This is a genomic window from Kocuria rhizosphaericola, from assembly GCF_044462205.1.
In the GTDB taxonomy this organism is placed as follows: domain Bacteria; phylum Actinomycetota; class Actinomycetes; order Actinomycetales; family Micrococcaceae; genus Kocuria; species Kocuria rhizosphaericola.
This window is the reverse complement of sequence record NZ_JBISWK010000171.1, coordinates 1-12,658: the sequence shown is the minus strand read 5'-3', so window position 1 is coordinate 12,658 and position 12,658 is coordinate 1. Positions and strand designations below refer to the sequence as shown.

At 73.4% G+C, this 12,658-nt stretch carries 12 protein-coding genes and 1 pseudogene; 3 read left to right on the top strand and 10 right to left on the bottom strand.

The annotated features are described in order from the left end of the window. Nucleotides 1-34 precede the first annotated feature (34 nt). From ACH9D2_RS17555 to ACH9D2_RS17530, 6 genes are all read right to left on the bottom strand, one after another. Nucleotides 35-802 carry an ATP-binding cassette domain-containing protein gene (locus tag ACH9D2_RS17555; protein WP_396364111.1) on the bottom strand — a complete coding sequence of 256 codons (768 nt, stop codon included), beginning with the start codon at nt 800-802 and terminating at the stop codon, nt 35-37. Between the two features lie 2 nt (nt 803-804). After that, complete coding sequence (locus tag ACH9D2_RS17550; RefSeq protein WP_396364110.1) at nt 805-1,665, bottom strand: ABC transporter permease; 861 nt, start codon at nt 1,663-1,665, stop codon at nt 805-807. Then, nucleotides 1,665-3,668 carry a glycosyltransferase gene (locus ACH9D2_RS17545; RefSeq protein ID WP_396364109.1) on the bottom strand — a complete coding sequence of 668 codons (2,004 nt, stop codon included), beginning with the start codon at nt 3,666-3,668 and terminating at the stop codon, nt 1,665-1,667. The genes ACH9D2_RS17550 and ACH9D2_RS17545 overlap by 1 nt, the downstream gene beginning before the upstream one ends. Further along, nucleotides 3,665-4,852: a UDP-galactopyranose mutase gene (glf, locus tag ACH9D2_RS17540; RefSeq protein WP_368798274.1), complete on the bottom strand. Its 1,188-nt coding sequence runs from the start codon at nt 4,850-4,852 to the stop codon at nt 3,665-3,667. Before glf ends, ACH9D2_RS17545 begins: the two co-directional genes overlap by 4 nt. 103 nt (nt 4,853-4,955) lie before the next feature. Continuing rightward, complete coding sequence (locus ACH9D2_RS17535; RefSeq protein WP_396364108.1) at nt 4,956-6,134, bottom strand: glycosyltransferase; 1,179 nt, start codon at nt 6,132-6,134, stop codon at nt 4,956-4,958. A 153-nt stretch (nt 6,135-6,287) separates the two neighbouring features. Continuing rightward, nucleotides 6,288-6,686: a hypothetical protein gene (locus tag ACH9D2_RS17530; RefSeq protein ID WP_396364107.1), complete on the bottom strand. Its 399-nt coding sequence runs from the start codon at nt 6,684-6,686 to the stop codon at nt 6,288-6,290. A gap of 317 nt (nt 6,687-7,003) precedes the next feature. Here ACH9D2_RS17530 and ACH9D2_RS17525 point away from each other — a divergent pair, with 317 nt between their 5' ends. Further along, nucleotides 7,004-7,252 (top strand): WhiB family transcriptional regulator, encoded by a 249-nt coding sequence (locus ACH9D2_RS17525; RefSeq protein ID WP_017833636.1) that lies wholly within the window; start codon nt 7,004-7,006, stop codon nt 7,250-7,252. Between the two features lie 72 nt (nt 7,253-7,324). Here ACH9D2_RS17525 and ACH9D2_RS17520 read toward each other — a convergent pair whose 3' ends face one another. The 3 genes from ACH9D2_RS17520 to ACH9D2_RS17510 are packed head-to-tail and all read right to left on the bottom strand — an operon-like array spanning nt 7,325 to nt 10,928. Continuing rightward, nucleotides 7,325-8,878 (bottom strand): sensor histidine kinase, encoded by a 1,554-nt coding sequence (locus ACH9D2_RS17520; RefSeq protein ID WP_396364106.1) that lies wholly within the window; start codon nt 8,876-8,878, stop codon nt 7,325-7,327. A 50-nt stretch (nt 8,879-8,928) separates the two neighbouring features. Beyond that, nucleotides 8,929-10,302: a P-loop NTPase gene (locus tag ACH9D2_RS17515; RefSeq protein WP_396364105.1), complete on the bottom strand. Its 1,374-nt coding sequence runs from the start codon at nt 10,300-10,302 to the stop codon at nt 8,929-8,931. After that, on the bottom strand, nt 10,278-10,928 hold the full coding sequence (locus ACH9D2_RS17510; RefSeq protein ID WP_396364104.1) for a hypothetical protein: 651 nt from the start codon (nt 10,926-10,928) through the stop codon (nt 10,278-10,280). The genes ACH9D2_RS17515 and ACH9D2_RS17510 overlap by 25 nt, the downstream gene beginning before the upstream one ends. 241 nt (nt 10,929-11,169) lie before the next feature. Here ACH9D2_RS17510 and ACH9D2_RS17505 point away from each other — a divergent pair, with 241 nt between their 5' ends. Continuing rightward, complete coding sequence (locus ACH9D2_RS17505; RefSeq protein ID WP_017833632.1) at nt 11,170-11,385, top strand: helix-turn-helix domain-containing protein; 216 nt, start codon at nt 11,170-11,172, stop codon at nt 11,383-11,385. A 27-nt stretch (nt 11,386-11,412) separates the two neighbouring features. Here ACH9D2_RS17505 and ACH9D2_RS17500 read toward each other — a convergent pair whose 3' ends face one another. After that, nucleotides 11,413-11,976 (bottom strand): hypothetical protein, encoded by a 564-nt coding sequence (locus tag ACH9D2_RS17500; RefSeq protein ID WP_396364103.1) that lies wholly within the window; start codon nt 11,974-11,976, stop codon nt 11,413-11,415. Nucleotides 11,977-12,186: 210 nt separating this feature from the next. On the opposite strand from ACH9D2_RS17500, the pseudogene ACH9D2_RS17495 reads away from it, so the two are divergent. Further along, a pseudogene (locus ACH9D2_RS17495) lies at nt 12,187-12,658 on the top strand (hypothetical protein); the annotation flags it as partial.

The following is a 12,658-nucleotide window of genomic DNA, read 5'->3' as shown; positions in this document are numbered from 1 at the left end:
TGGGCGGCCCGTCGTCCGTCCGGGCGGGAGAGCGTCAGCCGGCGTTCTCCGCGGCGCGGAACTGCTCGATCACCTCGTCGATGGGGCCGTCGCTGCGGACCCGGCCGTGCTCGATCCACACCCCGCGGTCGCAGACCTTGCGGACCACGTCGAAGTCGTGGCTGACGACCAGCAACGTCTTGCCCTCGTCCGAGAGCTCCTTGACCCGGCCCAGGCTCTTGCGCTGGAAGGGCTCGTCGCCCACGGAGAGGATCTCGTCGATGATGAAGATGTCCGGGTCGGTGAACACCGCCACGGCGAACGCCAGGCGCAGGTACATGCCGGACGAGTAGAACTTCACCTCGGTGTCGATGAACTGCTCGATCTCGGAGAACGCCACGATCTGGTCGAACTTCCGGTCGATGTCCTCCTTGGTCATGCCGAGGATCGCGCCGTTGAGGTAGACGTTGTCGCGGCCGGTGAGGTCCGGGTGGAAGCCCGCGCCCACCTCGATCAGCCCGGCCACGCGTCCGTTGACCTCGAGCGAGCCCCCGTCGGGGCTCATCACGCCGGAGACCAGCTTGAGGAACGTGGACTTCCCGGAGCCGTTGAGCCCCACGAGGGCCACGCTCTCGCCCGGCCGGATGCTGAGGCTGAGATCCTCCAGGGCGCGGAAGCGGTTGGAGATGTCCTGGCGCCGTCCCCGCGCCAGCCACATCACCGTCTCCTTGAGGGAGCGGGCGTGGCGGAGGGAGAACTCCTTGGCCAGGTGCCGGGCGACCACGGCGGGCTCCGCCGGCGGTGCGGTGCGGTCGGTGCTCATCGTCACAGCTCCTGCGCGAATCGGCCCTCGAGGCGGCGGAACATCAGGTCGCCCAGGACCATGACGACCGTGACCACGAGCAGCGCCACCGGCGTCCAGAGGGAGAACAGGTGGGGCGGCACCTCGTGGGCGCCGGGGGTGGTGGTCGGCAGCCAGAAGGCCGCGTGCGAGAGCTCCACGGCGACGGTCAGGGGGTTGAGCATGAACCCGGCGAACCACACCGGGCCCAGCACGTCGCGGACCATCGTCCACGCGTAGAGCACCGGGGCGGACCACGTGCTGACCATGACGATCAGGTCCACGAAGTTCTCGGCGTCGCGGAAGAACACGTTCGCCGCGCCGAAGAGCATGCCCAGCCCCGCGCCCAGCAGACCCACGATCAGCAGTGCCGCGGGCACGGCCAGCAGGGAGATCCACGTGGGCGACCAGCCCACGATCAGGGCGGCGAGGAGCATGACCACCAGCTGCGGCATCAGGTGCACGGCGGCGACCCACACGGACGCGACCGGGAACATCTGCCGGGGCAGGTAGATCTTCTTGATCAGGCTCGCGTTGGCCACGATCGAGCGCGCCGCGTTGCCGAAGGACTCCGAGAAGAAGTTGATCAGGATGATCCCGGAGAACAGGTACACGGCATAGTTCTCCATCCCCCGCTCCAGGCCCAGGAAGATGCCCAGGGCCACGTAGAAGACCACGAACTGGATCCCCGGCTTGACGTAGGACCACAGCAGCCCGAGGACCGTGCCCCGGTAGCGGATCTGCAGCTCCTTGTCGACCAGCAGCTTCAGCAGGTAGCGCTGGCGGAACACCGCCGGCAGCCCCGTCCCCGGGGACGGCCGCCGGACGACCGTGGCCGCCGGCATCAGGCGCCGATCTCCGAGTGCTCGCGGAAGGTCGCCTCCCAGGCCTCCATGGAGGTGACCTCCGGCAGGGCGGCGCGGTAGCGGCGGGACAGCTCCGGCCAGCGCAGGGCCAGCTGGGCGTGCAGCCGCAGGGACTCCGCCATCAGGGCGCGGGCCTCGCGGGGCGAGCGCTTGTACCAGGTGTAGCCGGTGCCGTCCGAGGCGGAGACCAGGGCGCTGTCGTAGCGGGCGAGCCGCCACCAGCGTGCGTCCTGGTAGGGCAGGTGCACCTGCGGGTGCTGCCCGGCCTGCTCCTGCGGGCGCACGGCGAGGTGACGAACCACGGCGGTCGTCGCGGAGGTGAGCACCTTCAGCCCGTGCGGGGCGGAGAGCCGCCGGGTGCGGAGCGGCTTGGCCGACGCGACCGTCGGGTAGGCGTCGAGGTCCGCCTCGTAGACGGCGTCGGAGTGCTGGGTCATCATCCGGCGCACGTCGCGGATGCGCTGGGGCAGCAGCTCGTGCAGGGTCTCGGGCCCGGCCAGGACGTCCCGGAGGGCCAGGACCCGGGCCTCCTCCGCGAAGTACTGCATGGACAGCAGGTGCCGCAGGTCCTTGATCCCGTTGCGTCCGAGCACCTCGCCGCCGCGGTCGAACGGCGAGTGCAGCAACGCGGCCACGAGCTGGTTGCGCTTGTGGAAGTACGCCTGCCAGCTGATGGTGTCGTCCTTGTCGGCCCAGGCCAGGTGCCACACGGCCACGCCGGGCAGGGACACGGTCCGGTAGCCGGCCGCCTTGGCGCGGATACCGTACTCGACGTCGTCCCACTTGATGAAGACGGGCAGCGCCAGGCCGATCTCGCGGACCACCTGGGTGGGGATCAGGCACATCCACCACGCGTTGTAGTCCACCTCGATGCGGCGGTGCATCCAGGCCGTGCCGCGCAGGTTGCTGTGCCGGAAGTCGTGGCCGATCTCCACGCCCTCCCCCGCGGGGCCGTACTGGAAGCTGTACGGGTCCATGGCCTCGCCGAAGTTGTGGATCTTCGTGGGGTTGAGGAGGTCGATCATGTGCCCGCCGACCAGCGTGGGGCGCTTGCAGAAGTCGGCGAACACGCTGATCCGGCGCACCGCCTCCGGCTCGATCTCGACGTCGTCGTCCATGAGCAGCACGTAGGTGCTGTCGGCACGGACGGCCTCGTACATGCCGCGGGCGAAGCCGCCGGCCCCGCCCAGGTTGCCCTGGTCGATGACCCGCAGGCGGTCGCCGAAGCGCGCCTGGACCTCGCCGAAGCCCGGCTCGTCGACGACCTTCTGGTTGCCCTGGTCCACGATCACGACCTGCGCGACCTGCGGCAGGTGATCCCGCTGCTCGTCGAGGAGGCGGGCGTTGGTGAGGCAGTAGGAGGGCTTGTTCATGGTGGTGATCTGGAGGGTCACGGAGCCCTGCGTGGTGCCCGTGCCGTCGCCCAGCCACTGGGCGCCCAGCACCTCGAGCTCCTGGTCCCCCGCCGTGGCGTCGAACCAGTACCACCCGCCGTCGGCGAAGGCCTTCAGGGGCAGCTCGACCTCGGTCAGCCCGTCGGTGCCGGAGACCTCGTGCACCGACACGGGCACGGACTCGCCGCGCGCGTTCGAGCTGTGCACGTTCACCGTGCCGCGGCCCGTGGTGCGCACCCGCAGCACGACCTCGCGCAGGTGGGTGTTGTGCCGCCAGTAGCTGGCCGGGAACGCGTTGAAGTACGTGGCGAAGGAGACGGTGCTGCGGGCCGGCACGCGCACGGACGTGCGGCCGAGGATCGCCACGCCGTTGGTGGCCGCGGCGTCGGAGGCCACGTTGACCACGATCTGGGGCCGCTGCTCCTTCGTGTCCTCCTGCTGGACGGCGGTGCCCGTGTCCGCCCGGGAGTCCAGGTAGAGCGGCTGGGTGGGGAACCGGTCCTTCGCCGGGAAGACGAGCTCCTGCAGCACCCGGTAGGTGGTGCCCTCGGTGTCGGTCCGGTCGGTGTCCTGGGTCGTCGCGGTCACGCGTCCACTCCCCCGCTCTCGATGGTGGCCCCGCCGGTGAAGTGGGGCTTGAGCTTGTTGTCGACCATGGACAGCGCGGCCCCGATGGCCATGTGCATATCCAGGTACTTGTACGTGCCGAGGCGGCCGCCGAAGAGGACGTTGTCCTCGCCGCGGGCGAGATCGCGGTACTTCAGCAGCTTCTCGCGGTCCACCGCGGTGTTGACCGGGTAGTACGGCTCGTCGCCCTTCTCCGCGAAGCGGGAGAACTCGCGCATGATCACCGTGGCGTCGGTGGTGTAGTCGCGCTGCGGGTAGAAGTGGCGGAACTCCAGGATCCGTGTGAAGGACACGTCGGGGTCCGGGTAGTTGATCACCGGGGCGCCCTGGAAGTCCTCGATCGGCAGGACCTCCTGCTCCAGGTCGATGGTCCGCCACGAGAGGTCGCCCTCGGCGTAGTCGAAGTACCGGTCCACAGGGCCGGTGTAGACGACCGGGACCTGCCCGGAGACGGCGGAGCGGGAGTAGTCGTGCCCCTCGTCGAAGAAGTCGGTGTCCAGCCGGACGTCGATCTTGGGGTGGTCCGCCATGCGCTCGAGCCACGCGGTGTAGCCGTCCACCGGCAGGCCCTCGTACTTGTCGTTGAAGTACCGGTTGTCGTAGGTGTACCGGACGGGGAGCCGGTTGATGATGGAGGCGGGCAGGTCCTTGGGGTCCGTCTGCCACTGCTTGCCCGTGTAGTGCTTGATGAACGCCTCGTAGAGCGGCCGGCCGATGAGCTGGATGCCCTTGTCGTTGAGGTTCTGCGGGTCCGTCCCCGCGAGCTCCCCGGCCTGCTCCTGGATCAGCGCCCGGGCCTCGGCCGGCGAGTACGCCGCCCGGAAGAACTGGTTGATCGTGCCGAGGTTGATCGGCATGGGGAAGACCTCGTCGTGGTGCCGCGTGTACACCCGGTGCACGTAGTCCGTGAAGTCGGTGAACCGGTTGACGTAGTCCCAGACCCGCTCGTTGGAGGTGTGGAACAGGTGGGCGCCGTAGCGGTGCACCTCGATCCCGGTCTGCGGCTCGTTCTCCGTGTAGGCGTTGCCTCCGATGTGGGGGCGCCGGTCGATGATGGCCACGTCGAGGCCGAGCTCGTTGGCGGCCCTCTCGGCCACGGTCAGGCCGAACAGGCCGGAGCCTACGACGACGAGATCTGCGTTCACGGGCAAACTCCTGAGGTTGGTGTCCTGGTGGGCCCGGCCGGCGTCCGGCCGGTGGGGGGCGGCACGGGCGCGCCGGGCGTGCGCTGCGTACCAAAGTACCTGATCAGTCCGGGAAGCCCTGGAGCAGCCACTCGGCGGCGACGCGGCCGGAGGCCGCGAGGGACGCGTTCTCGGCCGCCCACGCGGCGCGCCGGCGGCGCTCCCGGTCGTCGGCCTCGGCCCGCGCCGGGTCGAGCCGCCGGTCGAGGGCGGCGATCATGGCCCCGGCCACCGCGTCGGCGTCGTGGTCGACGGCCGCGCCCAGGCCGTTGTCCTCCACGAGCTCGGCGGCGACTCCCGCACCGGCGTAGACGACCGGCGTCCCGCACGCCGCGGCGGCGTAGATCTTGGTGGGCTTGGTGAAGTCGTAGCCGATGCCGGGGAGCACCGCGCCCAGGGCCGCGACCGCGCCCCGGGTCCACTCGGCGGTCTCGGCGGCGGGGCGCAGCCCCTCGAAGAGCACGCTCCCGGGCGCGAGCCGCTCGGCGACCTCCTGGACCCGGTCGATGTCGGAGCCGCGCCCGAAGAAGCGCAGCTGGGCGTCGGGGTGGGCCTCGAGGACCCGTGGCATGGCCCGGACGAAGACGTCGGCGCCCTGCCACTCGGACATCGACCCGGCGTAGACGAAGTAGGGGGCGCCGGGGTCCGCCACGGGCCCGTCGGGGCGGAAGACGTCGGTGTCGATGCCGTTCTCCGCCACGAGCACCTTCTCCCAGGCCACGCCGGTGACGGACTGCAGCTCGCGGCCCATGGACTCCGACACGGTGAGCACGCCCGCGGCCCGCCGGGCCGCGAGGGTCTCCATGACGCGCATGGCCCGCTTCACCGGGACGGGGACGTCCATCTTCTCAGCGGCGGTCGTCCAGATGTCCGGGGCGTACCAGACGTAGGGGCGGCCCCGCAGGAGCGAGGACACGAGCACGGCCATCCCCGTGGTGGGGGGCGGTTCGCTGACCACGAGGTCGGCACGGGTGGCCAGCAGCCGGAAGAGGACGGGGACGTCGAAGCTGAGGTACTGGACGATGCCGCGCACGTAGTCGTACCGGTCCCGCAGGACGGGCCACCGGCGCACCGGGTAGGGTTCCGGATCGATCACGGCCCCGGCGGGCGGGCGCGTGGTGAGGACCGTGACCTGCGCCCCCGCCTCGGTCAGCCCACGGGCCAGGGCCCGCAGCCGGAAGGACGCGGCGGCCGGCTCGGGGGCGAAGATGCGGCTGACGATGACGATGCGGCGGGGAGTCACGGGACCACCTGTTCGGAGCTGTGCGGCGGGAGGGACGGATGGGGACGGGGGCCGGGCACGACGTCGCCGGGCGCGGGCGGTTCAACTGTACTGGTCCGGGCCTGCGGTCCCGGGCGGGCGCGCCCCGGGCGGCGGACCGGGCCGGCGGGCACGCTATCGGACGGTGCGGCTCGTCCAGGCGAGCACGCCCGGGCGGAAGAGCAGGACGAGGACGACGACGGCCGGCACGGCCGTCGCGAGCCCGGGCGCCCACTGCCCCGAGCGGAGCAGGGGGTAGGCGAGCACCAGGAGGAAGAGCTGGACCACGAGCGCGGCCGCGCGGGGCCACCGGAAGCCGCGCCAGAGGCCCCGGCCGACGCGCAGCAGCCACAGGGCGCCACCGAGGAACACCGCCGTGAGGAAGACCGTCCCGCCCACGGTCAGGGGCTCCTCGAACAGGAGGGTCCAGACCAGTCGCACCGCGGCCCCCGCGAGGACCAGGGCCTCGAGCAGCACCACGCCGGTCAGGAGGACGACCTCGCGCGGCCGGACGTCCGGGGAGGGGACGTGCATGGGGTTCTCCTTCCGGGGTGGCGGCGGGCGCGGTCTGCCGCACCCCCGCCACCCTAGTCCGCCGGCCGTCGCCGCGGGCGGCCGCGCCGGCCCCGGAGCCGACCGCGCCCGGTCGGCTGTGAGCAACGCCTCACCGAACGGGGTGTGACGCGGCCCCCAAAGCCCTTGTCCACACCCCTCCGGCATGGGAAAGTGGACGACAGTTCTCCACAAGGCCCGTGCGAATGGGCCTTTTCTCTTGTCCCGGACGCCGCTGCCGCAGGATCACTCTGCCCTGCGCCGCCCGGACCCGCCCTTGAAAGGAGCGATCGCTGACCATGGATTGGCGTAGCCGCGCAGCATGCCTGGAGAAGGATCCCGAGCTGTTCTTCCCCGTGGGCAACACCGGACCTGCTCTCCTCCAGATCGAGGAGGCCAAGGCCGTGTGCCGCAGCTGCCCGGTGATGGACACCTGCCTCCAGTGGGCCCTCGAGTCCGGCCAGGACGCCGGCGTCTGGGGCGGGATGAGCGAGGACGAGCGCCGCGCCCTCAAGCGCCGCGCCGCCCGCGCCCGCCGCGCCTCCTGAGCGCCCCGCTACCACCGAGGACCGGGACCCCACGGGGTCCCGGTCCTCGCCGCTTCCCGGGCCGCCCCCGGCTCAGTCGTCGAGCCGGGCGCGCACCGTCACCTCGGTGCCCCCGCCCTGCCGCGGGACCCAGCGGATCCAGCCCCCGAGCTCGCCCGCCACGAGGGTGCGGACGATCTGCATCCCCAGTCCTTCGCCGCTGCCCGCCCTCCGGAAGGCACCGGCCCCGGACTCCTCGATGACGACGTCGCCCATGCCGGTGCCGTCGTCGCTCACCACGACCTCGAGCAGCTGACCGGTGCCGTCCTCGTCCTGCAGGCGGGACGCCTCCAGGGTCACCGTGCCGGTCCGGCCGGCGAGGCCGTGCTCGACGGCGTTCGTCACGAGCTCGTTGATCACGAGCGCCAACGGGGTGGCCAGCCGCGTCGGCAGCTCGCCGAACTCGCCGATCATCCGGGTGTGCACCGTCTGCTCGGGGGCGGCCACCTCCGCCGCGAGCCGGAACTGCCGGGCGATGAGCTCGTCGAAGTCCACGTTCTGCGAGAACCCCTGGGAGAGGGTCTCGTGCACCATCGCGATGGTCGCGACCCGTCGCATGGCCTGCTCGAGCCCGTGCCTCGCCTCGTCCGTCGTCATCCGCCGGGCCTGCAGGCGCAGCAGCGCGGAGACCGTCTGCAGGTTGTTCTTGACGCGGTGGTGGATCTCCCGGACGGTCGCGTCCTTCGACACGAGCTCCAGGTCCCGGCGGCGCAGCTCGGTGACGTCCCGGCAGAGCAGCACCGCGCCGAGCCGGCCGGACCGGTCCCGCAGCGGGACGGAGCGGAAGTTGACGCTCACGCGGGCGCCCTCCACCTCGGTGCGCCACGCCGTCCGCCCGCTGAGCACGGGGGCGAGGGTCTCGTCCGTGTCCGCCCCCGGCACCAGGACGGGGGGCACGAGATCCATGAGCCGCTCCCCGAGCAGCTCTCCGTCGATGCCCAGCCGGCGCAGCGCCGACTCCGCGTTGGGCGAGACGTAGCTGACGCGGTCCTCGGCGTCGAGCCGGATCGCCCCGTCCCCCACGCGGGGCGCGCCCCGGCGCGAACCCGTCGGGGCGGAGAAGTCCGGCCAGAGGCCCTCGTTGGCCATCCGCAGCAGCGCGTCGGCGGTCTCCCGGTAGACGATCTCCTGCCGCGAGACCACCTGCCCCCCGGCCCGTCCGGCGTGCAGGGTCAGCAGGGCGAGCGTCCGCCCCTGGCGCACGAGCGGCACCACCCTGACCGGAGCCGAGGAGTCGACCCCCCTCCCGGACGGGCGCACCCGCTCGATCCGCCGGCCGACCCAGGCGGCCCGCAGCGGTCCGCTCAGCTCCTCGGGCAGCAGCTCGCCCACCATGTCCTCGTGGAAGACCGTGGGACCCGTCGCGGGCCGCACGTGGGCAAGCACCCGGAACGGACTGGCGGGAGCCGGCATGCCGCGGCCGTTGCCGCTGCCCGCTGCCGGGATGTAGTCGGCCGGGAAGCTGAGGACCAGGTCGGCGAAGGCGAGGTCGGAGATGAGCTGCCAGTCCCCCACGAGCAGGTGGAGCCACTCGTGGTCCCCGGGCCCGAAGTCCTCGGTGTTCCTGAGCGGTTCCGTGAAAGCCACATCGCCTCCGGTGGTCGCAGCTGGAAAGGGCACGGACGGCGCCCCCGCGATCAGCGCCGCAGCCAGGCCCCGATCCTGCCGCCCAGCCTAGTACCGCGCACGAGCAGGTCCTCGCCGGCCTCCGGTTCCCCGGCACCGGCGAGCACCTTCTCGGCCAGCGCCCGGAACGCGGCCCGCGCGGGCGACCCCGCCGCGGTCTCCGCCAGGACGGCCCCCGCCAGGAGCGCCTCGTCGAAGGTCTCCGGGTCCCACGGCACGAACAGCTCGACCGCCGGGCCGGAGCCGAACCGCGCCCACGCCTCGCGGATCCCCAGCTCCGGGGAGCGTCCCGCCGCCGAGCGGCGCAGCTTGTTGACGGCGACGACGAGCCGGGCTCCGGGCGCGGCCGCGGCGACGTCCGGCAGGCCCTTGACCAGCCGCGGCACGCCGATGGTGTCGGCGGCCCCCACGGCGACCACCACGTCCGCGCGCTCGAGGACCGTGAGGGCCGCGGCGTGCCGGCGAGGAGCCATGGTGTCGACGCTGAGCTCCTCGTCGGCCTCGAGCGCGAAGCCGCAGTCCACGACCGTGGTGCTGAACTCCTGCGCCGAGCGCTCGAGCACCACCGCGACGGCGCTCGAGCGCAACTCCGGCCAGCGGTCCTGACGGGTCAGTCCGGTGAGCACCCGGACCGTGCGCCCGGCGACGGCGACGTCGGCGGCCGTCCGGCGCAGGGCCGCGCCGTCGAGCCGCCCCTGGTCGGCCAGGCGGCACGCCTGGGCCAGGCCCGCCGCCTCGTCCAGCATCCCGAGGGCCGCGGCCACCGAGGGGCCGTAGGTGTCCGCGTCGACGAGGGCCGTGTCCTGCCCGAGGAGGGCGAGCTCGGCGGCGAGGTTGACGGCCGCCGTGGTCCGGCCCGGTGCTCCCGTGGGCCCCCACACCGCCACGATCCGCCCGGCGCTCCGGGGGCCGGACGGCTCCGCGCCGCCGGGCTCCTCCCCGTCCTGCGCGTCCGCGCCGGCCGGGACGTCCGAGCGGCCCGCCGCGAGGACGTCGGCGTAGCCCACGGCGCTCGGTGCGCCCGAGGCGGCCACGGCCTCCTCGACGAGGCGTGCGGCGTCCTCGGGGGCGGCGTGCTCCGGGACGACCACGGCGCCCAGTCCGGCGAGGCGGTGGTGGTCGTGGCCCTCCAGCACCAGCAGCGCCGCGCCGCCGAGCCGGATCTGCTCCAGCAGGCTGGCGGTGAGGTCCTCGGCACCCTCCGCGACGAGGGCGGCCCGGCCGAGGCCGGCGCGCGCCGCGGCCAGCAGCTCCGTGAGGTCGAGGCAGCGGCGCACCACCGTGACCCGCCCGTGCAGCCGTTCGATGCCGTCGACGAGGGGCCATGTCGAGACCCCGAGGGCCATGACCGGCAGGACCATCACCGGCCGCCCGCGGGGTTCCACACGAGGGTGACGCGGGCGTCGTTGCCGAGCGCGTCCACGAGCTCCTCCATCGGGTCCTCCTCGACCAGCACGTGCACCACGGTGCCGCGGCCCGCGCCGAGGGCGGTCTCCTCCGCCTGCACCCCGGCGATCTCGGCGGCGGGGAGCAGCAGGCGCGCCGGCTGGTGGCCCCGGCCCGAGGGCTTCTGCGCGGCGACCCAGACGTCCACGCGCGACCCGGCCGCGGCGTCCTGGGGCAGGGGATGCTCCACCGGGACGGCGACCGGTTTGCGGTCCAGCCGGTCCGCGGTGCCCAGGGCGGTCCCCGGCAGCAGCTGTCCGGCCGGGATCCGCTGCGTGGCGACCGTGCCCGGCCCGGGGGCGGAGTCCGCCGGAACGTACAGGCCCGCCGCGTCCTGGAGCCGGACGACGGCCACGACGTCCTCGCCGGTCACGGACTGCCCGACCTCGATGTCCCGGGCGGCCGCCAGATAGGGGTCCGTCCGGTTCGTGGCGGTGACCACGGCGGTCACCCCGGCGACGGAGAGCAGCACGAGGAGCAGCCCGGTGAGCAGCCGGGGGTCCCGCCAGGTCGGTCTCCGGAACCGGGCCGTCGGGGCGTCCGTGCCCCTGACCGTGCCGCTCATCGGCGACCGCCTCTCTCGATGCTCGGCACGGCCGTGGGGACCGCGCTCGTCGCCCACATTCTGCCCGCGGGCGTGCTCCGCGGGAACGGGTCGGTGCACAACTGGGGACAGGTGCGCGGCCCGGCCGCCCCCCGGTCCGCATCTGCCGGGTGGTGGCGCCGCCGCATGTGGACGGGAGACCGCTCCGCCCGTTCGGTGGCAGACTGGAACGGGAGAGCAACCACGAGCAAGGAGGCGGAGGATGGCGCAGCAGCGCTTCCTGACCTTGGCGGACGTCGCTGAGATCCTCAACATCTCGGCGACTCAGGCGAGGGCTCTCGTGCGCAGCGGGGAGCTGCCCGCCATCCAGGTGGGCGGACGCGGCCAGTGGCGTGTCGAGACCGCCAAGCTGGAGGAGTACATCGCCCGGGGGTACGAGCGGACGGCGGAGGCGGTCCGCTCGGGCGCCCTGGACTGATCCACCGGGACGACGCCGGAGACCGGCTCACCCAGGGGTGAGCGAGGACACGCAGACCAGCGCCGGGAACGGCACGGCGCGCAGAGCGGTCACGCTGCTCCGCCTCCGGTAGTCGTCGTCGGGGTGCAGGGCCAGGTCGAAGAAGTCCGAGCCCACCAGGTCGACCGTCCCCTCGAGCTCGCCGAGCGGGCCCCCGCCGGCGAGCCGGATCCGCACCCCTGCCCGGGCCCGGGCGAGGGCGCGCAACGCGTGCCCCAGGCCGAGCCGCAGCGCCACCGGGTCGTCACCGGGCGCCCACCCGCGGCCGAGGGACTCCCACCACAGGACGGCCCCCAGCGGCACCAGGTGCTCGGTCCCCCGGTCCTCGAGGGCGACCCAGCCGGCGCCCACCGTGCGCACCCGGCCCTCGACCGGCACAGCCCCCGCCAGCAGGGCCCGGACGGGTTCGCCCTGCCGCAGGCGCAGCCGGTCCGCCACGCCGACCCGGGAGTACTCTGCGCGGGCCTGCTCCGCGGCCTCCTCCTCCAGGCCCAGCTGGTGCACGGAGGCCAGTTGCGCCTCCATGTCCGCGAACAGCTGCTCCCAGCGCACTGCAGGGCCTCCTCTTCCGGCGTCCGGGCCGTCCGGTCGCGCCGCGCCTCAACGTAGGCCTCCGCCCGGGACCGGTCAAGGAAGGTCATGTCCACCGCGGGCCGCGGAACCCTTTACACCGGCACTCCGCGGATGCTAACAATGCCCCAAGACGTCAAATGATGTCAAACAAGATCAAACGCGATCAAACTCCATTCACCGGAGGACGACATGGACGGCACGGCACGACCCGCACGCACCGCTGCCGCTCCGCTGTGGTCGGTGCTCCTGGTCCCTGCCCTGGGCCTGGCCACCGCGGCCTGCGGCGCCGTCCTCGCCGGCGCGGGCGACGGCCGCACCGCCGGGGGCTCGGACACCGGGGCGCTGATCGGGCTGGTGGCGGCCGCGGTGGGCTCCGCCGTGGTGGCGGTCTGGATCCTCGCCGCCGTCCTCGCGGTGCTCGCGGTGCTGGCCGGACGCCGCCGCTGGGTGCGCCTGGCCGGGGCCTGCCGGAGGTGCTCCCCCGCCCTGCTCCGCCGCGCGGCGGCCACGGCCTTGGGCCTGCAGCTCCTCGCGGCCCCGGGGGCGGTCGCCGACGACACGCCCTCCCCGTTCTGGGACGCCGGGGCGCCGGCGCAGGCGACACCGGCCCCCGGCCAGGACGCGCCGGAGCCGGCTCCGGAGTCCGGGTCCGGGGCCGACC